This window comes from Telluria sp. ZT3P39 (genome assembly GCF_059685935.1).
This window is the reverse complement of the sequence record NZ_JCASIH010000007.1, coordinates 17,418-38,553: the sequence shown is the minus strand read 5'-3', so window position 1 is coordinate 38,553 and position 21,136 is coordinate 17,418. Positions and strand designations below refer to the sequence as shown.

The following is a 21,136-nucleotide window of genomic DNA, read 5'->3' as shown; positions in this document are numbered from 1 at the left end:
CCCAAATACGAAAAGCGTTATGTTCCTGTAATCCCCTGACTCCCAGCACGCGCTCGTCCAAACACTCTCCAGAAAGGAATACCGATGCCCGACTTCGATCCAAACAGGCGCCAGTTGCTCAAGGCCTCGACGGCCGCCGTCGGCGGCGTCGCCGCGGCCTCCGGATTCGCGCCGCAAGCGGCAGCCGCCGCGGCCCCGTCGGCCCCGGCGCGCACCACGCCCGCATTGATGAGTGTGCTGCTGCGCGTGAACGGCAAGGAGCACCAGCTGATGGTCGACCCCCGCACCACCCTGCTCGACGCCCTGCGCGAGCGGCTGCAGCTGACCGGTTCCAAGAAGGGCTGCGACCAGGGCCAGTGCGGCGCCTGCACGGTGCTGATCGACGGCCGCCGCACCACCTCCTGCCTGACGCTGGCGGTGATGCAGGAAGGCCATGACATCACCACCATCGAAGGCCTCGGCACGCCGGGCAGCCTGCACCCGCTGCAGGCCGCCTTCATCAAGCACGACGGCTTCCAGTGCGGCTTCTGCACCCCGGGCCAGATCTGCTCGGCCGTGGGCATGCTGGACGAAGTACGGGCCGGGATGCCGAGCCATGTGACGGCCGACCTGACTGCCGGCACCCAACCCGGCGACATGGAGTTCCGCGAGCGCATGAGCGGCAACCTGTGCCGCTGCGGCGCCTATTCCAACATCCAGGAAGCGATCGCCGAAGTTGCCGGCATGCCCTCGAGCGCAGCGGGAGCCAGGCGATGAAAGCCTTTACCTACGAACGCGCGAAAACCCCGGCCGAAGCCGCGGCCAGCGCCGCCCGCACCCCGGGCGCGCGCTTCATTGCCGGCGGCACCAATTTGCTCGACCTGATGAAGCTGCAGATCGAAACGCCGACCCACCTGATCGACGTCAACGACCTCGCGCTCGACCGCATCGAGCCGCTGGCGAACGGCGGCCTGCGCATCGGCGCCCTGGTGCGCAATTCCGACCTGGCCGCCGACATGCGCGTGCGGCGCGACTACGGCGTGCTGGCGCGCGCCCTGCTGGCCGGCGCCTCGGGCCAGCTGCGCAACCAGGCCACCACCGCCGGCAACCTGCTGCAACGCACCCGCTGCCCGTATTTCTACGACACCAACCAGCCCTGCAACAAGCGCAACCCGGGCAGCGGCTGCAGCGCCATTGGCGGTTTCACCCGGCTGCACGCCATCGTCGGCCAGAGCGATGCCTGTATCGCCACCCACCCGAGCGACATGGCGGTGGCCATGCGGGTGCTCGACGCCCAGGTCGAGACCATCAACCCGGGCGGCGCCACCCGCATCATCCCGATCGCGGATTTCCACCGGTTGCCGGGCAAGACCCCGCACATCGACCACAACCTGCAGCCCGGTGAACTGATCACCGCCGTCACGCTGCCGGCGCCGCTGGGCGGCGTGCAGGTCTACCGCAAGGTGCGCGACCGCGCTTCCTACGCCTTCGCCCTGGTGTCGGTGGCTGCCGTCATCACGCCCGGCGGCGGCCGGGTGGCCCTCGGCGGCGTGGCGCACAAGCCATGGCGCGTGGAAGCCGCGGAAAGCCTGCTCGCGCGCGGCGCCCAGGCCTTCGCCGGCGCGCTGCTGCAGGGCGCACGCACGACCGAAGACAACGCATTCAAGCTGCCGCTCGTGGAACGCACGCTGGCGTCCATCATCGCTGACGCAAAAGCCCAGGGAGGCCCGCTGTGAAATTCAACGAACCCGCAACGACCAACCCGATCGACCAGCTCAAGGTCGTCGGCCAGCCGCTCAGCCGCATCGACGGCCCGCTCAAGACCACCGGCACGGCGCCGTATGCGATGGACCGCCACGACGTGGTGCCGAACCAGGCGCACGGCTACGTGCTCGGCTCGAGCATCCCCAAGGGCCGCATCGTCTCGATCGACGCCGCCGCCGCGAAAGCCGCGCCGGGCGTGATCGCGGTGGTCACCGCCGCCAATGCCGGCAAGATCAACAAGGGCAATTTCAATACCGCGATGCTGCTGGCCGGCCCGCGCGTCGAGCACTACCACCAGGCAGTGGCCCTGGTGGTGGCCGAAACCTTCGAGCAGGCGCGCGACGCCGCCCACCTGGTGCGCGTGCGCTACGAGCGCGACAAGGGCGTGTTCGACCTGCACGCGGTCAAGAACAAGGCGACCGCGCCCAAGAAGGGCGATGTCGCCGAGACCAGCGTCGGCAACTTCACCGGCGCGTTTGCATCGAGCGCGGTGCGCCACGACGCCGAATACGCCACCGCGCACGAATCGCATTCGATGATGGAGCCGCATGCCAGCGTCGCCGCCTGGGACGGCGACGCCCTCACCCTGTGGACCTCGAACCAGATGGTGGCCTGGAGCGTGGGCGACCTGGCCAAGACCCTCGGCATCCCGAAGGCCAAAGTGCGCGTGATGTCGCCGTATATCGGCGGCGGGTTCGGCTCCAAACTGTTCCTGCGCGCCGACGCCGTGCTGGCCGCGCTGGGCGCGAAGGCGGCGGGCCGCCCGGTCAAGGTGAGCCTGCAGCGCGCCCTGATCCCGAACAACACCACCCACCGCTCGGCCACCTACCAGCGCATCCGCATCGGCGCCACCCGGGAGGGAAAAATCACCGCCATCGGCCACGAAAGCGCCTCGGGCAACCTGCCAAGCGGCAGCCCGGAAAACGCGGCGACCCAGACCCGCTCGCTGTACGCGGGCGAGCACCGCATGACTGCCAACCGGGTGGTCGAGATGGACCTGCCCGAAGCCAATGCGATGCGCGCGCCGGGCGAAGCGCCCGGCATGGCGGCCCTCGAAATCGCGATGGACGAGATGGCGGAAAAGCTCGGCATGGACCCGGTGCAGTTCCGCATCCTGAACGACACCCAGGTGGTGCCGGACAATCCGGAAAAACCCGCCGGCGCCGACCCGCAGTCGAAAAAGCCCGAGGAAAAGAGCAAGCACAATCCGCATCCGCCGTTCTCGAAGCGCCAGTTCGTGCAGTGCCTGCAGACCGGCGCCAAGCAGTTCGGCTGGGACAAGCGATCCAGCCAGCCGGGCAAGGTGCGCGATGGCCGCTGGCTGGTCGGCATGGGCATGGCCTCGGCCTTCCGCGACAACCTGCTGATGAAGTCGGCCGCGCGCGTGCGCCTGGACCGGCGCGGCATCCTGACGGTGGAAACCGACATGACCGACATCGGCACCGGCAGCTATACCATCCTGGCGCAGACGGCCAGCGAGACCATGGGCATCCCGATGGACAAGGTGAAGGTGCGGCTGGGCGACTCGAGCTTCCCGGCCTCGTGCGGGTCGGGCGGCCAGTGGGGCGGCAACAACTCGGCGGCCGGCGTGTACGCGGCCTGCATGAAGCTGCGCGAAGCCATCGCCGCCAAGGTGGGCTTCGACCCGGCGCGCGCCATCTTCGCCGATGGCCTGGTGCGCTCCGGCGAGCGCAGCCTGCCGCTGTCCGAGGCCGTGGGCGAGCGCGAACTGGTGGCCGAAGACCTGATCGAATACGGCGACATCCACAAGCGCTTCCAGCAATCGACTTTTGGCGCCCACTTCGTGGAAGTGGCGGTCGACAGCGTGACCTGCGAGGTGCGCATCCGCCGCATGCTGGCGGTGTGCGCGGCCGGCCGCATCCTGAACCCGAAGACCGCGCGCAGCCAGGTGATCGGCGCCATGACCATGGGCGCGGGCGCGGCCCTGATGGAAGAACTCGCGGTGGACAAGCGGCTCGGCTATTTCGTCAACCACGACCTGGCCGGCTACGAGGTGCCGGTGCATGCCGACATCCCGCACCAGGAGGTCATCTTCCTGGACGAGACGGATGCGACGTCTTCCCCAATGAAGGCCAAGGGCATCGCCGAGCTGGGCATCTGCGGGGTAGCGGCGGCGATCGCGAACGCGGTCTACAACGCCACCGGCGTGCGGGTGCGCGAGTATCCGATCACGCTGGACAAGCTCATTACGAAGATGCCGATGCCGGTGTGACCCTGAACGGGTGTTGATCTTCGCAAGGTGGGCGGGTTCTCCCGCCCACCTTACGCTCCCCGGTTCAACCTGCCCAGCAGGGCATCGATCTCGTCGAGCCCCGCCGGCTTGGTCAAGTGGGCGTCGAAGCCCGCGGCATGCGCCTGGCTGCGGTCGTGTTCCGCGCCCCAGCCGGTATGCGCGGCCACCAGCGCGCCGTCGAGGTGCGGCAAGCTGCGGACCGCACGCGCCAGCTCGTAGCCCGACATTCCCGGCATGCCGATATCCAGGATCAGCAAATCGTAGGTTGCCGCTCGCGCCAGCGCCAGCGCTTCGGCGCCTTCGTGCGCCAGCGTCACCCGATGGCCGCGTGCGCCCAGCACGGCCGCCAGCATGGTGGCGGCGTCGCGGTTGTCGTCCGCCACCAGGATGCGCAGCGCGCTCGCCGCACCGGTGCGCGCCGGTGTGCGGCCGTCCGGCGTCGCCGGCCCGCCGTCCCCGCCCGGCAGCGACGCCGGCAACGGCGATGCCAATGGCAGCCGCAGGGTAAAGGTACTGCCCTGCCCCACGCCGGCGCTGGCGGCGCTGATCGTGCCGCCATGCATCTGCACCAGGCTGCGCACCAGCGCCAGCCCGATCCCGAGGCCGCCCTGGGCGCGCTCGATATTCTGCGAGACCTGGCTGAACATCTCGAACACGTTTTCGAGCGCGTCGTGCGGAATGCCGATGCCGGAATCGCGTACCGACAACACGAGTTCGGGCGCACCCCTACCTGCATCGACGGCGGCCGCCAGCGACACCGTCCCCCCGGCCGGCGTGTACTTGCAGGCATTGGTCAGCAGGTTGGTGAGGACCTGCGCCAGCCGGGTCTGGTCGGCATCGAGCCACACGTCGTCGGCTGGCAGGTCGACCTCGAGCCGGTGTCCGGCCCGGTCCACCATGGGCATGACGCCTTCGATCGCGATTGCGATCACCTGGCGCAGCGCGATGCGTTCGGGCTTGAGTTCGATCTTGCCGCTGTCGATCCGTGCAATGTCCATCAGGTCGTCGATCAGGTGCACCATCTGGCGCAGCTGGCGGTCCATCATCGCGCGCGCCCTCTCCAGCGCCTGCGGGGTGCAGCCGGGCAGCTGCATCAGGTCCAGGCCGGTGCGCAGCGGGGCCAGCGGGTTACGCAGCTCGTGCGCCAGCGTCGCCAGGAAGCGGGTCTTGCGGTTGTTCGCATCGAGCAGGTCCACGGTCGCCTGGCGCAGGCGTTCTTCGGCCAGCTTGCGCTCGTTGATGTTGCGGCTGACGGTGGCATAGCCTTCCGGTTCGCCGCCGGCGTCGCGGATCACGTACACGGTATAGATCATCCAGACCGCTTCGCCGCTGCGGAAATGGCGCATCCGGATCTCGGTCTCGGCATGCCCTTCGCGCGCCACGCGCGGCAGGAACTCGTCGGTAATGAAAGCGCGGTCTTCCGGGAAGAAGAAGCCGGCGACCGGGGTGGCCATGGCCTCGTCCAGCGAGGCGGCGCCGACCAGGCGCACCGCGGCCGGGTTCAGGAAGAAGGGCTGCAGGTCAAGGCCCGCCATGCCGATGAAGTCTTCGCTGCGCTCGGCCAGCGAAACGAAGCGCTGCCGGTCCATCTCGGCCTGGCGGCGGTCGTGGATGTCGCTGGTCGTGCCAACCCATTCGCGCACCTCGCCGTCCTGGCCGACGATCGGCACCGCGCGCGCCGCCGTCCAGCGATACTCGCCGCCGGCGCTGCGCAGGCGCTGCTTGCCCTCGTACAGCCGTTTTTCGGCAACGCAGCGCTTCCAGCGCGCCAGCGCCGGCCCCCGGTCGTCCGGGTGGACCGCATCGACCCAGCCATATCCCTTCCATTGCTCGTAGGTCTGGCCGGTGTAGGCGCGCCAGGTCGGGGAGTCGGCTTCGATCGCGCCGTCCGGACCGCAGTGCCAGACCACCTGGGTCGAGGCCACGATCAGCGAGCGGAAACGCTCCTCGTTCTGGCGGATCGCTTCTTCCGACTGCAGGCGCTCGGTAATGTCGCGCGTGGTGCCGGCTACTGCCTCGACTTCGCCATCGGGACCGATGACGGGGACGAAGATGTATTCGTACATGCGGCGCCCGAAGGTGCCGTCGAACGGCACCACGCCCTTGATCGGCGCCTTGCTCGCCTTGACCTGCTCGATCTCGCGTCCGTGCATCTCGGCGTGCCAGGGCTCGTAGCCCAGCTCGAGGCAGGTCTTCCCGATCGAATCGTCCCAGCTGCGGCCCCACATCCTGAGCAGCACTTCGTTGGCATAGGTGAAGCGGTGCTCGAGGTCGAACACATAGGCCAGGTCGGGCGTGTGCGAAAGGAAGGTTTCGTACAGGCGGTGGCGCTGCTCGAACCGGCGGCTCACCGCGAGCAGGTCCTGCCATTCCTCGACCTGGCGCGCCAGCCGCTGCTCGGCGGCGGCCAGCGCCGCTTCGGTTTCCGCCTTGGCGCGCGCCAGCCCGGCCTCGGCCAGCTTGCGCTGCGCCACTTCCTGCTCGAGCCGGCGGTTCAGCTCCTGCAGGGCCCTCGCGTTGCGGTGCTCCTGCGTGACGTCGTTGCAGATCGCCAGCACGCCGCGCACGCCGCCGCCGTCTTCGATCGGACTGTAGCCATAGGTCCACCAGGCGTCGCTCAGGACGCCGTTGCGTACCAGCGGCACCAGCTGGTGTTCGTGCCAGGTGGCCGCGCCGCCGGACATCACCTGCGCGATTTGCGGCCCGATGATCGGCCACGCCTCGTTCCAGCATTCGCGTCCGCGCTGGCCCAGGGCCGCGGGGTGGCGCGCCGTGTCCAGCGTGGCGCGGTAGGCGTCGTTGTAGAACTGGATGAGTTCGGGGCCCCACCAGATGAACATCGGGTGGTGCGAGGACAGCAGCAGCCGCAGCGTGGTGCGCAGGGCCGCCGGCCAGAGCTCGGGATCGCCCAGCGGCGTGGTGCGCCAGTCGAAGGCGCGTATCAGCGCACCCATTTCGCCGCCGCCGGCCAGGAAGGCTGCCGGGGCAGGCGAGAACTTGTCGCAATCGGCAGCGTGCATGTCGTCAATGGGATCGGAGTGAAGTGCCGCACAGTATAGCGGAGGGGGCCGGCATCACGGACGAGCGCGATACGGATGTTGCTATACGGCACAACTGCAAGCCTGGCGTTCTCTACGGAAACCGTTGTTTCGCCCGTTACGGTTTGGAACAATTTCGAGTCGTGCAGTCGCGCTGCCGGGCTTACGATAAATGCATGAACTTCAGCTTTTCAACTCCACACAGCGGCGATTGCCTGGTGAAGCTTTGGGCCAGCGGGCGCTACGGCTTTTCCCTGCCGAAGAAGGTCGACATCACCGCGCCGGATGGCGTGACCTCGACCTATCTCCATCACAGCCGCAAAGTCGGCCAGGGCGCGGAACTCACCAACCGCACGCTGGTCAGAATCGCGATCGCCCAGTTCCTGCGCGGACTGCGCGGCGAGGCTGTCGAGATCGAGGATACGGTGGCGCCCTTCAAGGGCACCCTGACCCAGATCCGGCCCTTCTCCCCGCCGCCACCGCCGCCCCGGGTGCGGCCCTCGCGGGTCATGCCGCGCCCGGCGGCCACGGCGCCCCTGGCTGCCGGCTCCTGCGCAAAGGAAGCGGCATGAAGCACGACACGTCCACGCACCACAAGGTAAGCACCCATGCGAATTTCGTACACTCCCGGCCAGGTTGCCATGCTCATCGCCAGGGCAGAACGCCAGCTCGAACAGGTCGTCGCCGACTCGCTCCACCAGAATGGGGGGAGCCGCAACATCGCCCGCTCGGCCCACCATGCGCTGCATGAGACGGTGGTGACCCTGATGCGGCTGTTCCGCGAGCAGGTGCCCGGGGGCGCGGCGGCGGCGACGCGCATCGCCCGCGAATATGCGAAGGGCGCCGACGCGCACTCGGGCGCCCCGACCATGGCCTGCGTGCGCACCATCCTGTCGGTGGTGGAGGACGCGCGCGCGAGCTTCCTGCCCGAGCCGGAAGCCGAGCATCCTCACACGCTGTAGTCGATGCTGCTCATGTGGTCCTTGCCCATGCGGTCCCCGTACACCGGGTAGCGCGAGAGAACGGTTTCGATTTCCTGCACGTCGGCCGCGCTCAGGCGCAGGCGCTGCGCGCCCAGGTTTTCAAGCAGGTGCGCCTCGCTGCGCGTACCGGGAATGGGGACGATGTGCGGGCCCTTGGCCAGCAGCCAGGCCAGGGCCACCTGCGCCGGCGTCGCGCCCTTCCCGGCCGCATAGGTCCTGAGCCAGTCCGCGATGGGCATGTTGAGCTTCAAGAAGTCTTTAGAGAAGCGCGGGAAGCCCGCACGGAAATCGAGCGCCGGATCGAAGGTCGTCCTGGTGTCGATGGTGCCGGTCAGGAAGCCCGCGCCGAGCGGAGACCACGGCACGAAGCCGATGCCCAGCGCCTTGCAGGTATCCAGCACGCCGTTGAGTTCAACGTTGCGGGTCCACAGCGAATACTCCGACTGCACTGCCGCGACCCTCTGCACCGCATGCGCCCGCCGGATGGTCGCGGCGCTCGCTTCCGACAGGCCGAAATGCAGCACCTTGCCCTGCTTGATCAGGTCCTTGACCGCGCCGGCCACCTCTTCGATCCGCACCCCGGGGTCGACGCGATGCTGGTAATACAGGTCGATGCGATCGGTGCGCAGGCGCTTGAGGGAGGCTTCCACCACCCGGCGGATATGCTCGGGACGGCTGTTCAAAGCTGTCGTGCCGTCGATGGCAAAGCCGAACTTGGTGGCGATCTGCACCTTGTCGCGGAAGGGCGCGAGGGCCTCGCCGACGAATTCCTCGCTGGTGTAGGGTCCGTAGACCTCGGCGGTATCGAAGAAGCTCACCCCGTTCTCGAAGGCCGCGCGGATGGTCCTGATCGCCTGGGCCCTCGGAACCGGCGCATTGTAGTTGCCGGCCACATTCATGCATCCCAGGCCGAGTGGCGAGACCTGCATCGTTCCCAGGCTGCGCTGGTTCATATCGTTTCCTTTGGTGGCGGGGTGACCGGTCGGGTGGGCCTTGATGGCCGGCGCTGCGGCGACTGCCGCGCCCACTGCCATCGCGTCCTTCATGAATGCGCGGCGTTCGTTGTTCGTTGCCATAAGTTGGTCCTTGCTGTTGGAAGCGGGCCATGACGGCCCCAGGACGATCAAGATAGCAGCGCGCGATCCATATGATTAGATGCGATAATGCTCTGACACTTATAAGAACCGGTTATAGATGACGAAAGAGAGCCTGGACGACCTCGCTGCTTTCCTGGCCGTGGCCAGCCAGCGCAGCTTCACCCGCGCAGCGGCGCAGCTGGGCATGTCGCAACCTGCCCTCAGCGCAAAAATCACGGCGCTCGAAGCGCGGCTGGGGGTGCGTTTGCTGACCCGGACCACGCGCAGCGTCTCCACCACGGAAGCGGGCCAACGGCTGCTGCAATCGATCGGGCCGCATTTCGACGGGATCGCCGCGAGCCTGGCCGACCTGGGCGATTACCGCGACAAGCCGGCCGGAAGCCTGCGCATCACGTCGGTCGAACACGCTTCCCACACCATCGTGCTCCCGGCGCTGGCCAGGCTGCTGCCCGACTATCCCGACATCGCGGTCGAGCTGATCAACGATTACAGCCTCGCCGACATCGTCGCGGAGCGATTCGATGCCGGCATTCGCCTGGGCGAACAGGTGGCGCAAGACATGATTGCGGTGCGCATCGGGCCGGATTTCCAGCAATGCGTGGTCGGCACGCCGGCGTATTTCGCGCGGCATGGCAGCCCCCGCACGCCGCACGAGCTCACCAGGCATCTGTGCATTTCCCTGCGCCTGCCGACTTCCGGGGGAGTGTGGTCCTGGCCCTTCGTCAAGGACGGCCACGAACTGAAGTTGCGGCCCGCGGGCCCCTTGTCGTTCAACACGATGACGCTGCAACTCGACGCCGCGCTTGCCGGCTTGGGACTGGGCTACCTGCCCGAGGACGTCGTCGGCCAGCACCTTGCTGCGGGAAGACTGGTGCGCGTCCTGGCCGACTGGTCGGTGTCGCTGTCCGGGTACCACCTTTACTATCCGAGCCGCCGCCAGCCCACCGCCGCATTTTCCCTGCTGGTCGATGCCTTGAAGTTTCGCGCCTGAAGCGGCTCAAGCGCCGGCCGCCTGCAACTGGCGCGCGCGGGTGGTCCCGCCCACGCCCACCGCCGTGGCGATCGCCAGCGCCTGGAACAGCGCCACGCCGGCGAACACCCAGCCAGGGCGTCCCGCATCCATCACCAGCCCGAACAGCAGCGGCCCGATCGCCAGCCCGCTGTCCAGTCCCGAATACACGACGCCGTACACGCGCCCGGTCGCCCCCTGCGGCGCGGCGGCGCGGATCATCAGGTCGCGCGAGGGCCCGGCCACGCCCGAGCACAGGCCGATCAATCCCATCAGCGGCAATGCCATCCAGCCAGGGCCCGCGCCGAAGGCCAGTACCAGCGCCAGCAGCGCGGCAACGCTGAAGGCCAGCGCCACGGTGCGGTCATGGTGGCTTGAGCCCGCACCGAGGAAACCGCCCGCCACCATGCCCAGCGCCGAAGCCAGCATGTAGGCGGTATACGAACTGGTGGCAAGCGCATGCGAGATCCCGTACAGCGACTCCAGGCTGATCGTCGCAAAGCTCTGGATGCCGCCCAGGGCGACCGCGGTGAGGAGGAAGAAGGCGAAGCACAGCCACACCGCGCGCAGCTTGAGAAACGCCAGCGTATTGCCCTGCGTGCCCGCGGCATGGCGCACGATCGGGTCGGGATACAGCGCGTGGCGGTTCAGCACCAGCAGCACCAGCACCGCCAGCGGCAGCCCGGCCGCCGCCAGCAGCGCGGTGCGCCAGCCCTGCACCGCGGCGATCGAAGCCAGGAAGACCGGCGCCGCGGCCCAGCCGATATTGCCGACGATGCCGTGCACCGAAAAGCCGTGCGCCAGCCGGGCGGGAGAGACGCGCTGGTTGAGCAGCGTGTAGTCGGCCGGGTGGAAGATCGCATTGCCGGCGCCGGCGATCAGGGCGCCGGCCACCAGGCCCGCATAGCTGTCGGCGCCGGAGAGCACCACGGCCGACACGCCCAGCATCGAGATCCCGAAGAACAGCACCGCGCGGGCGCCAAAGCGGTCGACCACGAAGCCGGCCAGTGCCTGCCCGATGCCGGAGACCACGAAGAACATGGTCATCAACAGGCCCAGCTCGGTGTAGCTCAGGCCGAAGGCGGGCTTGAGCCAGGGGATCAGCGCCGCCAGGATCAGGTGGTAGAAGTGCGAGGTGCCGTGCGCCAGGCCCACCAGGCCGATCACGCGGGCGTCCTGCCGCAGGGTGTTGTTGTTGTCCATGCCATGCCCTTTATCGAAGATCCCAGTGTAGGCAGATCCCGGGCGTCCGATTTAAGATAGCGCGTCAAGATTTGTCGAGAACCTGCCATGTCGCTGCCGCGCCCGCTCTTACCGCCCATTCCCGGCCCCGGGCCGACCGACGCCTGTCCGGTCACCCTGGCCTCGCGCAACCTGCCGGCCGACGTCTCGATCGGCGCCCACAGCCACGAATGGGCGCAGCTGACCTATGCCGCCAACGGGATGCTGCGGGTGAGCGCCGACGGCAGCAGCTGGATCGTGCCGCCGCAGCGGGCGATCTGGATCGCGCCACATATCGAGCACGAGGTCACGCTGCTGGAGCCGGCATGCCTGAGCCCCTTGCGCATCCACGCTTCGCGCGCCCTGTTCCCGGGCGAGACCTGCCGCGTGGTGGAAGTAAGCAGCCTGCTGCGCGAACTGCTCGCGGTGATGGTGGCCGGCGGCGCAGCCTTGCCTCCCCGGCGGGCCACCCTGGTCGGGGAGCTGATCCTGGACGAACTGGCGCGTGCGCCGACCCGGCCGATCCGGGTGCCGCTGCCGCGCGACAAGCGGCTGCGCGGCCTGTGCCAGGCACTCATCGACAAGCCGGGCGACACCCAGACCCTGGGCAACTGGGCCAGCGAGGTGGGCGCATCCGAGCGCACGCTGGCGCGGCTGTTCGAGCGCGAACTGGGAATGAGTTTCGGCCAGTGGCGCCAGCAGGTGCGGCTCGCGCACGGGGCCTCGCTGATCGCGCGCGGCCTGCCGCTGTGGCAGGTGGCGCAGCAGCTGGGCTATGCCAGCCAATCGGCCTTCACGGCGATGTTCAGGAAGACCTTTGGGACCACGCCATCGGCCTTCTTCGCCGGCGAGCAGCGGCGCGGCCAGCAGTGCGCGTCCGGGCGCCAGGGAGAAGCAGAAGTCAATCTCCCCTAATAGTTTGAACTTTTTCCTTGTTGTTTTTACACCGCGACACGGTCCGCGGTGTTTTTTTGTCATGGCATTTGGAGCAGAATCAACCCATCGTGCATAAATTTACGGTAGAGCCCCCCCGTTTTTTGCTGAGTTTCCGGGGCCGCCCGCAAGGACGATTCCCAACGGCCGGGGTCGCGGCCGGTGCCAGACAATGGAGGACGCTCATGCCCGCCCCGTTCAAGCGGCTCACGCTGGACCAGTTCGCCACATTGCTCCAGCGTTTCCCCTTCACCCGCAAGATCAACGCCGTCCACATGCACCATACCTGGCGCCCGAACCACAGCCAGTTCAGGGGCCACGAGTCGATCGTCTCGATGTGGACTTATCACACCCAGCACAACAAATGGTCGGACATCGCCCAGCACATCACGATCGACCCGCAAGGCTTCATCTGGCTGGGACGCAACTGGAATGCCGCGCCGGCCAGCGCCACCGGGCAGAACGGCGACAGCCACGCCGGTCCCTTCATGTTCGAGATGATCGGCGACTTCGACAAGGGCTGCGACCCCTTCGACGGCCCGCAGCGCGATGCCGTCATCAAGGTGATCGCCCTGGTGCAGAAGCGCTTCGGCCTGGCGCCGGGCAGCCTGATGTTCCACAATATGTTGTCCAGCAAGTCCTGCCCCGGCAGCAGCATCGACTACCGCGCGATCCTGGCCGACGTCCAGCGCGAGCATGACCAGCCCGAACAATGGGGACCACGCAGCCGCAGCGCCACCTTCGCCGACGAAGCCATCGACGACCCGGACGCCCGCAGCATCGCCGAGGCGCTGGAAGATCTCGGCAGGGTGCCGGCATCGCAGCGCGATCCCGAGGATGCCGAGGCCTGCGCCCATACCCGCGCGGCGCCCGGCATCGACGAGGGCGAAATGCGCGCCGACCGCCCCATCGAGATCGGCGCCGCGCGCCGGGCCGGCCCTACGGCGGCCCAGCTGGCCGCACTGCGGCCGCACCTGGTCAACCTGACCATGGGCGAACTCTCCGACGAGGGCGAGTACACGACCTCGCAGGGCGACGTCGATGCGATCTTCGGCGAGCACCTGGAGGCCGCGTTCAAACGCGCGCAGGCGCTCGAGCTGCCCTTGCGGATCGTGGTCCAGGCCCACGGCGGCCTGGTGAACGAGGCGGCAGGCCTGGCGATCGCCCAGAAGAGCGTGGACTGGTGGATGGCCAACAATATCTACCCGCTTTACTTCGTGTGGGAGACCGGCGCTTTTGAAACCATCGGCCAGCTGCTGCGGCGGGTGCGCGACGGCGCCACCCGCGGCGTGCCGCGCGACGTGTTCGATTTGCTGACCGATCCCCTGATCGAGGAAGGGGTGCGGGCCCTGCAGGGCCAGCACGTCTGGGGCGCCATGAAGCTCAGCGCGCAACGCGCGTCGGCCCTGGATGTCATCGGCAACGGCAACGAGGGCGACGGCCGCTTCCAGGGCGGCGCCTGCTATGTCGCGCAAAAGCTGCGCGATTTCTGCAGGCTGCACCGCGAGGGAGTAGAACTGCATGCCGTCGGCCACAGCGCCGGGGCGATCTTCCAGGCCTATTTCATTCCCCGCGTACTGCAGTTCGGCGCCGGTCCCTTCGAGTCGGTACACCTGATGGCGCCGGCGATCCGCACCGACCTGTTCAAGGCGACGCTGGCCCGTTTCCTCAAACCCGACCAGCCGGGCGTCAAACAGCTGACGGTCTACGCCATGCACAAGGATTACGAGCTCGATGACAACTGCGCCGGGATCTATCGCAAGTCGCTGCTCTACCTGATCCACCACGCGCTCGAGCCCCAGCGCCGCACGCCGTTACTGGGACTGGAAGAAAGCCTGCGCGCGGACCGCGAGCTCATTGCGCTGTTCGGCCTGGACGGCAGGCCGCCGGCGGCCGACGTGGTCTGGTCGAAAACCGCGGCGGACCAGGGCCGCAGCGCATCGCGCTCCGGCACCCATGGCGGTTTCGACGACGACCCCGCCACCATGGGCAGCATCGCGCGCCGCATCCTGGCGCGCTCGGACGCCGACCGCATCGTCGAATACCGCCCGGGCCTGGATGGCGGCCGCGGCGTCGACGCCTGGAACCTGGAAGTCGCGCTGCCGACCGACATCCTGCTGCGCCCCGCCCCGGCCCTGGTTGCCGAGGCGGTCCCGGGCAGCGGCCAGCACGCCAATGGCGGCAACGGCGGCAATGGGGGCGGCTACTACCCCGGCGCCGCAACTGTACTCCAGGCGTCGGCCATGGGCGGCGGGCGCCGGCGCGCCCTGTGCGTGGGCATCAACCGCTATCCGACCTATCCCCTCACCGGCTGCCTGGCCGACGTCGAGGCATGGACGCGCACCCTGGGCCGGCTCGGCTTCGAGGACATCGCCACCCTGCTCAACGAGCATGCCACCCACGATGCGATCCTGGAGCAGCTCAGGCAGCTGGTGCAGGGCAGCCGGCCGGGCGACGTCATCGTGTTCCAGTATGCCGGGCATGGCACCACGGTGATCGACCTGGGCGGCGACGAGGCGGGCGGCGACACGCCCGCCGACGACGAGGCGATCTGCCCGGTGGACTACGAGACCGGCGCCCTGATCCTCGACGACGACATCGGCCGGATCTTCGACCTGCTGCCCGAAGGGGTCAACCTGACCTGCTTCATGGACTGCTGCCACTCCGGCACGGCCTCGCGCTTCGGGGTCGGCAAGAACCCCAGCAATACGGCCCACGACCCGGGCGACCGCGCGCGCTTCATCGTTGCCGGTCCCGAGCTGCAGAACGCCCACCGGCGCTACCGCGCCGGCGCGCCCCAGGGCCGGACGCTCCCGCGCGGCCCGGCGCGCATGCGCGAAGTCGTGTTCGCGGCCTGCCTGTCGAGCGAAAAGGCCTGGGAGAGCCGCGGCCAGGGAGAATTCACCCTGCGCGCGACCGGGGTGCTGGGACGCATGGCGGGCAGCCCGGGCAGCATCAGCAACGCCGACTTCGCGCGCCTGGTCACCCAGGAATTCGGCCCCTCGCCGCGCCAGCAGCCGCGGCTCTACAGCAGCGAAGGAGCTGCGGCGCTCGGCCTGCTCGCGCCGCTGCAGGCACAGGCTGCGATGGGCGCTTCCCGGCCGGCGTGGAGCGGCGAGGCCCAGCTCCTGATCCAGGGCATGAAGCAGCTGCTCCAGCAATACGGACCGCCACACTGAGGGGTGAGCTTCATGGCCGCGCACGCGCTGCGCTACCGTATCGCCCCGTCGGTAACCCGCCCGATCCCGGCGGCCTACCGGCGGCGGCCCAGCGATCCGCAGTACCGGCTGCTCCGCGTGTTGACGCTTGACCCGACCGCCTCGCGCCTGGAAGGATCGGTCGCCTGCATCGAGGTGCCCTACGAGCCGCTCGAGCCGGGCCCGCAGGGACGCCTGTTCAAGGTCGACGGCTACGACTACGGCCAGGCGGTGCTCTACAAAAAGGCCGATCTCGACGACGTGCACGTGCTGCTCAAGGACGGCTACGATCCCTCGCCCGCCGACCCGCGCTTCCACGAGCAGATGGTGTATGCCGTCTGCAGCAGCGTCTGCGCCAGCTTCCGGGATGCGCTCGGGCGCCAGTTGTCCTGGGGCTTCAGGCCGCGCGGCGAGGACCACCTGCTCCACCTGCGTCCGTTCGCCTTCCGGGCGGCGAACGCCTACTACGACAAGCTCGAAGGCTGCATCGGCTTCGGCTATGTCGCGATGCCCGGCTCGACCCGCTCGGCGCGCGCGCTGCCCGGCGAGACGGTGTTCGCCTGCCTGTCGCACGACGTCGTCGCGCACGAAATCACCCATGCCCTGCTGGACGGCCTGCGGTCGAATTTCAGCATCCCGACCGGCCCCGACGTGGCGGGCTTCCACGAAGGCTTCTGCGACCTGGTCACGATCTTCCAGCGCATGCGCTACAAGGAGGTGGTCGCGGTCGCCATCCGCAAGTCGCACGGGATGCTCGACGAGTCCAGCCTGCTGGGCGTGCTGGGCCAGCAACTGGGCATGGCCAGCGGCAGGCAGTATGTGCGCGACGTGATGAGCGCACGGGCCTACGACCCGGACGCCGAGGCCCACGAGATCGGCAGCGTGCTGGCCGGCGCCGTGTTCGAGGCCTACCTCACCGTGTTCCGGCGCAAGACCGAACGCTTGCGGCGCCTGGCCAGCAAGGGCAGCGGCATCCTGCCGCCGGGCGAACTGGCCCACGACCTGGCCGAGCTGCTGACCGAAGCCGCAACCAGCCTCGCGCGCCAGTTCCAGGCCCTGGTCATCCGCGCGATCGACTACTGCCCGCCGGTCGACATCCACCTGGGCGAATACCTGCGCGCCCTGGTCACGGCCGACCACGACCTGGTGCCGCTCGACCCCTGGGCCTATCGCGAAGCGCTGGTCGATGCCTTCATGAAGCGCCGCATCTACCCGGAGGACGTCGGCACCCTGTCCGAACATGCGCTGCTGTGGCGCGCGCCGCGGCTCGCGCTCAGTCCCATCGAGGAGCTCGATTTCGCCCACCTGCGCTTCGGCAGCGACCCGGCCTGCCCGGCCGGCGCCCGGGAACTGGAAAGGCAGGCCGCCATACTGGGCGAATTCGCCACCCGGCCGGAGCATCTGCAGGAATTCGGATTGACGCTTGAAGGCGCGCCCGGGCTGGAAGGCGCCAGTGCGGAACTGCCGCAGGTCGCCTCGATCCGGGCCTCGCGCAGGATCGGGCCGGACCGCGAGATCGTGTTCGACCTGGTGGCGGAAATCACCCAGCGCTGCATCGTGCCGGCTCGGGGCGGCCAGCCTGCCTATGCGCTGTTCGGGGGCGCGACCGTGATCCTCGGTCCCGACGGCGCGATCCGCTACATCGTGTCCAAGAGCGCGGTCGGCAAGGACCGGCCGGCGCGCCGGCTCGCCTTCATGGCATCAAAGGCGGGCCGGCGCTACTGGAGCCTGGAAGGCAAGCGCTATCGGATGCGCAAGTCGATGTTCCAGATCCTGCACCAGTGAGGACGAGCAAAGCAATGATGCCGCGCCCCGCCGGGGCAAGCCGGCAGCTTGCGTCCGGCGCCTGGCAAGGTTTCACCATGGTATCGGACGCTCGGCAAGAAACCATTGCGCCAGGATCTGTCTATTATCAACCCAACAAGGAGACGCGTGATGAGCGGATCGGAACAAGCCAATATCCAGTCGTGCATCGAAGCCTGCGAGGACGCACTGCGGGCCTGCCAGGCCTGTGCGGCCGCCGACATACGCGAGGGCAGGAATGACTGCGCGCTGATCACCCTCGACTGCGCCGACATCTGCACCGCGACCCTGAACGTGCTGGCGCGCGGATCGAGCCACCATGGCGATTTCTGCGCCCTGTGCGCCCACATCTGCCGCGCCTGCGCGGCGAAATGCGCGCAGCACGCCGCGATGCACCGGCATTGCGCCGACTGCCAGGCCGCCTGCGAGCGCTGCGCCGCCGAGTGCGACAAGCATGCGAAAGAACGGCATATCTGAGCCGGAGTGAAGAGCGGCGGAAACGATAATGGGCCCGGATGGGCCCGTTGAAACTGGAGGCGAGGACAGGAATCGAACCTGTCTCTCCGGCTTTGCAGGCCGTTGCATAACCTCTTTGCTACCTCGCCAGAACCTATTCTAGGCCGGCCCCTCCGGCCGTCCATGTGCGTCGTCAAATGCATATCGATATAAGGCGTCCGATGGCTCACTGCCCTTCGTCGAGAAGCCGCGCGAGGCGATCGACGAACTCTCCCTCCGCGGCGACCACTTCGGCGAAGCTGGCCTCGGCCGCTTCCGGCACGACGACCCCATCGACGATGAACGAGGTCTGCGCGTTCCCCATCCAGCGGTCGTAGCAGAGCTCGGCCTGAGGTTGGGTGGCGAGCGGATACAGCAGGCCACCCAGGACCAGGCGCTTGCCGGGCAGATGCGTGAAATGGCTCATGTAGGTCGCGATCTGGAAAAAGTCCTCGCGGTCGACGTCGCCCATGCCGAACTGGTCGCGTCCGCGAAAATGCATGCGCTTGTATTTTGTATCGAGCACCGCGATGCGCTCCCCGTCCGCATGCTCCATGACGATGTCGGGAATGATGTTGCGCTGGTAAAACCGGCCCGTATGCAGGAGGATCGCCGGGGATCCTACCCGCCACTCCGGAAAATGGCGCGCCAGCAGTTTGCCCACGTAAATCTCGAACAAGTCGGCCACATTGATCAGGAAGCCCGGCGTGGCGGTATTCCCGTCGCTGGATTCGCGCGCGCATTCGAGTTCGATGATCATCTCGGCCAGTTCGAGCACTTTCCGGTACGAGGCAAACACCGGGTTGAGCAGCGCCTTGTCGTTTTTCGCCTTGCCGATTGTCGCGCGGCGGACGGGTTGGTGCGAGCGCAGTTGATTCAGCTGCGTCCTGACATGGGCAATGCGCTGCAGCATCTGACTGCCGCCGTCTCCGCCGCCGTCGATGACCGTGATTGCCTTGTTCAAGACATCGATGATGGGCTGGCTGGGCGCCTGTTCGCGCGCGATGGTGGAAACCTTGCCGGTGAAAGGCAGGTCGTGCCGGACGAAGCGGGGTATGTCGATGCGTCCGCGCAGCGCCAGCCCGTGGTGCTGCACACTCCGGTAGGCTTTCGGCAGCCCCAGCAAGAACGCCTTTTCCAGCGCCTGGACGAACATCATGTAAAGCAGCGCGCGCGCGTAATCGGCCTCCCCGGCATCGACTCGCTCGGCTGCAGCGAATCCATCGTCGACGTAGATATCGTTGGCAAAATTGAGCATCCGCTGCATGAATGCGTTACCGAATCGCGAGCGGATATCGAACTGCAGCTTCTGGAACGTAAAGCGGCCCACGTAATTACCGGTCTGGACAGCCTGCCCCTCGCCGGCCTTGTCCATCAAGGCGACAATCAGTTCGTCTTCGCGCTTGCGGTTGCCGCGCCGCTGCGCGTCCGCGTCGTGGAACGAGAACAGGCGGTTGCCGCCGGCCAGGTAGGTGCCCAAGGTGAGCATCCCCGCCCTGTCCTTCGCCGCCCCCAGGCCTGACAGCGCAAGCCACTGGCAATTGTCGGGCAGCCTGATCATTTGGTGGCTGCGCGCCCGCCCCGCCTCGCCGCTGCATTGAGCGAGAAGATATCGCGAGCCTGCTTCAGATTGTCCTTGATCTCCTTGGGGCTGTGCTCTGCGCGCAGATACTCGTGCAACAGCGGCCCGATCCGTGTGTCGAACAGATCGCCCAGTGCGGACTCGGAGATCCCGCGCTCGGCAATCGTCATGAAATAGGCCTGGCCGATTTCATAACTTTCTCCCAGCTGGAGCTTGTCGCGAATGAAGGCGTTCAGTTCCTTGCACATGGCTTCATAGGTTTCCGCGTGCGGGTCGGCGTTGACCGATTCCCGGATCACTTCGTAGTCGCATCCGGTTTTCACCCAGGCGAAGCGCCGGCGAAGCGCCATGTCGAAGCTGTCGATGCTCCGGTCGATGTCGTTCATGGTACCGATGAAATACAGATTCGCAGGCACACCGAAGCCGGGCCGGGCCTCGCCGGTGTTCGCTTGGGCCGCCATGTAGCCATACTGGGTGGTGACGCGCAAGCCGGTTTCCTGGCCGTCGCTGTCGAAGTCGATACGCTTGGACTCTTCCAGGCAAACCAGCACTTCACCCAGCACGCGGGACAATTCCGCCCGGTTGATTTCATCGGCCACAAAATAGAAGGTCCGGGGATGCTTTACCCTGGCCCTCCGGTCCTCGCGCAGGGCCGTCATCGCCTCCTCGCAAAAGCGCATGAAGATGCCGGGCGTATGGACGAGGGCGATGCCGCCGCCGGGGCTGTTGACCGGTTTCAGTCCTTCGATGAAGTCCTCGTACGAATAGCTCGGGTGGAACTGCACGATCCTGCTCATCGCGTCGACACTGCGGTTTTCCAGAATGGCGCGCTGCGCGATCGCTTCGGTGACCCGGTGCGTCTTGCCGGTTCCCGGCGGCCCGTGGAAGACCTGGTTCTTGTGCTCGAAGTCCAGGGTGGCGCCGAAGCGCAGGTACAGGAAGGCCGACATCTTCTGGCTGACTTCGAATTCGCGCGTCAGGAGAATGCCGTCGTCGTCCAGCCCCCATTCGCGCAGTTCATCGATGCTCCAGGAGCACGTGTCCTCCGTGCCGACGTCCCATGCTTCGGTGAGCCTGCTCTTGATCGCCGCCGTGTCCTTGTAACCGGCAATGCGCGTCTCCTGGATGCCCAGAAAACCTTCGATCCTGCGTATGACTTCGCTCTTGTACAGCGCCAGCATGCGCTGCGGGTTGTACATGTAGGCGACCTTGCGGGCGAAGTTGATGTCCAGCGGGCGCCATTGCTCGAGGTCTTCATAAGCGGACAGCGCCGCGAGCACGGGACGAACTTCCGTCTCGAAATACCCGCTTGCCCTTGGATTGGTGATCAGCTCCCGCTCTTTGCTTGCGCGCCCCTTCCTCGACGACGGAATCGAGAACACCGGGGCGTCGTCGCCGCTGCCGTCATTGGCCCAGGTGCGATAGATCCCGTAGCTGGCGCTGCTGGCGGCCCGGAACCGCCCGCAATGCGCGGTCTTGCGCTCGATGAGGTTGGTGAAATAGGTCCCCCCGCCTTCCGCGAGCAGGGCCGTGTAGCGTTCGAGCGCCATCGTGCCGATCGGGTGTTCGTTTTTCCATTCCAGAAACGCGCGCCATTCCTCCGCCACGCGCTCGTCGAGCGGTTTGCGCTTGAAGTCGTCCCAGTCCTGCTTCAGGGCGTCCCGGTCCCCCTCACCTGCCCGGCTCATCGCGCCTCCGGCATCGGCATGCGCGCGGCGGCGATGCGGCGGGCGCCCACGTGAATTTCGTTGAGCGTGCATTCCGGGATACCGGCTGTTTTC

At 67.5% G+C, this 21,136-nt stretch carries 15 protein-coding genes and 1 tRNA gene; 10 read left to right on the top strand and 6 right to left on the bottom strand.

The window, feature by feature from the left end:
- Positions 1–84: 84 nt before the first annotated feature.
- The 3 genes from paoA to paoC are packed head-to-tail and all read left to right on the top strand — an operon-like array spanning position 85 to position 3,976.
- Positions 85–756: an aldehyde dehydrogenase iron-sulfur subunit PaoA gene (paoA, locus tag AC56LR_RS09350; RefSeq protein WP_497129739.1), complete on the top strand. Its 672-nt coding sequence runs from the start codon at positions 85–87 to the stop codon at positions 754–756.
- Positions 753–1,715, top strand: a complete 963-nt coding sequence (locus AC56LR_RS09345) for an FAD binding domain-containing protein (RefSeq protein ID WP_497129737.1) — start codon at positions 753–755, stop codon at positions 1,713–1,715. The genes paoA and AC56LR_RS09345 overlap by 4 nt, the downstream gene beginning before the upstream one ends.
- Complete coding sequence (gene paoC, locus AC56LR_RS09340) at positions 1,712–3,976, top strand: aldehyde oxidoreductase molybdenum-binding subunit PaoC (protein WP_497129735.1); 2,265 nt, start codon at positions 1,712–1,714, stop codon at positions 3,974–3,976. Before AC56LR_RS09345 ends, paoC begins: the two co-directional genes overlap by 4 nt.
- Before the next feature lie 50 nt (positions 3,977–4,026).
- On the opposite strand, the gene AC56LR_RS09335 is transcribed toward paoC, so the two are convergent.
- Positions 4,027–7,017, bottom strand: a complete 2,991-nt coding sequence (locus AC56LR_RS09335) for a PAS domain-containing hybrid sensor histidine kinase/response regulator (protein WP_497129733.1) — start codon at positions 7,015–7,017, stop codon at positions 4,027–4,029.
- 236 nt (positions 7,018–7,253) lie between these two features.
- Between AC56LR_RS09335 and AC56LR_RS09330 the strand changes: the two genes are divergently transcribed.
- The gene (locus AC56LR_RS09330) at positions 7,254–7,607 is read left to right on the top strand and encodes a hypothetical protein (protein WP_497129731.1); all 354 of its coding nucleotides are present in this window, start codon (positions 7,254–7,256) and stop codon (positions 7,605–7,607) included.
- Between the two features lie 36 nt (positions 7,608–7,643).
- On the top strand, positions 7,644–7,997 hold the full coding sequence (locus tag AC56LR_RS09325) for a hypothetical protein (protein ID WP_497129730.1): 354 nt from the start codon (positions 7,644–7,646) through the stop codon (positions 7,995–7,997).
- On the opposite strand, the gene AC56LR_RS09320 is transcribed toward AC56LR_RS09325, so the two are convergent.
- Complete coding sequence (locus AC56LR_RS09320; RefSeq protein ID WP_497129990.1) at positions 7,985–8,971, bottom strand: aldo/keto reductase; 987 nt, start codon at positions 8,969–8,971, stop codon at positions 7,985–7,987. The genes AC56LR_RS09325 and AC56LR_RS09320 overlap by 13 nt on opposite strands.
- A 241-nt stretch (positions 8,972–9,212) precedes the next feature.
- On the opposite strand from AC56LR_RS09320, the gene AC56LR_RS09315 reads away from it, so the two are divergent.
- Positions 9,213–10,106: a LysR family transcriptional regulator gene (locus AC56LR_RS09315; RefSeq protein ID WP_497129729.1), complete on the top strand. Its 894-nt coding sequence runs from the start codon at positions 9,213–9,215 to the stop codon at positions 10,104–10,106.
- A gap of 6 nt (positions 10,107–10,112) precedes the next feature.
- Here AC56LR_RS09315 and AC56LR_RS09310 read toward each other — a convergent pair whose 3' ends face one another.
- Positions 10,113–11,327, bottom strand: coding sequence for an MFS transporter (locus tag AC56LR_RS09310; RefSeq protein WP_497129728.1), 1,215 nt, complete (start codon positions 11,325–11,327; stop codon positions 10,113–10,115).
- A gap of 87 nt (positions 11,328–11,414) precedes the next feature.
- On the opposite strand from AC56LR_RS09310, the gene AC56LR_RS09305 reads away from it, so the two are divergent.
- From AC56LR_RS09305 to AC56LR_RS09290, 4 genes are all read left to right on the top strand, one after another.
- Positions 11,415–12,260 (top strand): AraC family transcriptional regulator, encoded by an 846-nt coding sequence (locus tag AC56LR_RS09305; protein ID WP_497129727.1) that lies wholly within the window; start codon positions 11,415–11,417, stop codon positions 12,258–12,260.
- 203 nt (positions 12,261–12,463) lie between these two features.
- Entirely contained in the window at positions 12,464–15,457 is a 2,994-nt protein-coding gene (locus AC56LR_RS09300; protein WP_497129726.1) for a caspase family protein, read from the top strand.
- A gap of 12 nt (positions 15,458–15,469) precedes the next feature.
- On the top strand, positions 15,470–17,260 hold the full coding sequence (locus tag AC56LR_RS09295) for a hypothetical protein (protein ID WP_497129725.1): 1,791 nt from the start codon (positions 15,470–15,472) through the stop codon (positions 17,258–17,260).
- A 150-nt stretch (positions 17,261–17,410) separates the two neighbouring features.
- Positions 17,411–17,755 (top strand): four-helix bundle copper-binding protein, encoded by a 345-nt coding sequence (locus AC56LR_RS09290; RefSeq protein WP_497129724.1) that lies wholly within the window; start codon positions 17,411–17,413, stop codon positions 17,753–17,755.
- 54 nt (positions 17,756–17,809) lie between these two features.
- Here the strand turns inward: AC56LR_RS09290 and AC56LR_RS09285 are convergent.
- The 3 genes from AC56LR_RS09285 to AC56LR_RS09275 all read right to left on the bottom strand — a co-directional run bounded on the left by AC56LR_RS09285 (position 17,810) and on the right by AC56LR_RS09275 (position 21,115).
- Positions 17,810–17,883, bottom strand: a tRNA-Cys gene (locus tag AC56LR_RS09285).
- 77 nt (positions 17,884–17,960) lie between these two features.
- Entirely contained in the window at positions 17,961–19,334 is a 1,374-nt protein-coding gene (locus AC56LR_RS09280) for a 5-methylcytosine restriction system specificity protein McrC (protein ID WP_497129723.1), read from the bottom strand.
- Positions 19,331–21,115: an McrB family protein gene (locus AC56LR_RS09275; protein ID WP_497129722.1), complete on the bottom strand. Its 1,785-nt coding sequence runs from the start codon at positions 21,113–21,115 to the stop codon at positions 19,331–19,333. The genes AC56LR_RS09280 and AC56LR_RS09275 overlap by 4 nt, the downstream gene beginning before the upstream one ends.
- Between the last annotated feature and the right edge of the window lie 21 nt (positions 21,116–21,136).

Excerpts from the sequence above, each read along its gene's own strand:
- AC56LR_RS09290 (WP_497129724.1), top strand. The coding sequence starts at position 17,411 with ATGAGCGGATCGGAACAAGCCAATATCCAGTCGTGCATCGAAGCCTGC.
- AC56LR_RS09325 (WP_497129730.1), top strand. The coding sequence starts at position 7,644 with ATGCGAATTTCGTACACTCCCGGCCAGGTTGCCATGCTCATCGCCAGG.
- AC56LR_RS09300 (WP_497129726.1), top strand. The coding sequence starts at position 12,464 with ATGCCCGCCCCGTTCAAGCGGCTCACGCTGGACCAGTTCGCCACATTG.
- AC56LR_RS09305 (WP_497129727.1), top strand. The coding sequence starts at position 11,415 with ATGTCGCTGCCGCGCCCGCTCTTACCGCCCATTCCCGGCCCCGGGCCG.
- AC56LR_RS09345 (WP_497129737.1), top strand. The coding sequence starts at position 753 with ATGAAAGCCTTTACCTACGAACGCGCGAAAACCCCGGCCGAAGCCGCG.
- AC56LR_RS09275 (WP_497129722.1), bottom strand. The coding sequence starts at position 21,115 with ATGCACGCTCAACGAAATTCACGTGGGCGCCCGCCGCATCGCCGCCGC.
- AC56LR_RS09280 (WP_497129723.1), bottom strand. The coding sequence starts at position 19,334 with ATGATCAGGCTGCCCGACAATTGCCAGTGGCTTGCGCTGTCAGGCCTG.
- AC56LR_RS09315 (WP_497129729.1), top strand. The coding sequence starts at position 9,213 with ATGACGAAAGAGAGCCTGGACGACCTCGCTGCTTTCCTGGCCGTGGCC.
- AC56LR_RS09310 (WP_497129728.1), bottom strand. The coding sequence starts at position 11,327 with ATGGACAACAACAACACCCTGCGGCAGGACGCCCGCGTGATCGGCCTG.
- AC56LR_RS09335 (WP_497129733.1), bottom strand. The coding sequence starts at position 7,017 with ATGCACGCTGCCGATTGCGACAAGTTCTCGCCTGCCCCGGCAGCCTTC.
- paoA (WP_497129739.1), top strand. The coding sequence starts at position 85 with ATGCCCGACTTCGATCCAAACAGGCGCCAGTTGCTCAAGGCCTCGACG.
- AC56LR_RS09295 (WP_497129725.1), top strand. The coding sequence starts at position 15,470 with ATGGCCGCGCACGCGCTGCGCTACCGTATCGCCCCGTCGGTAACCCGC.
- AC56LR_RS09320 (WP_497129990.1), bottom strand. The coding sequence starts at position 8,971 with ATGAACCAGCGCAGCCTGGGAACGATGCAGGTCTCGCCACTCGGCCTG.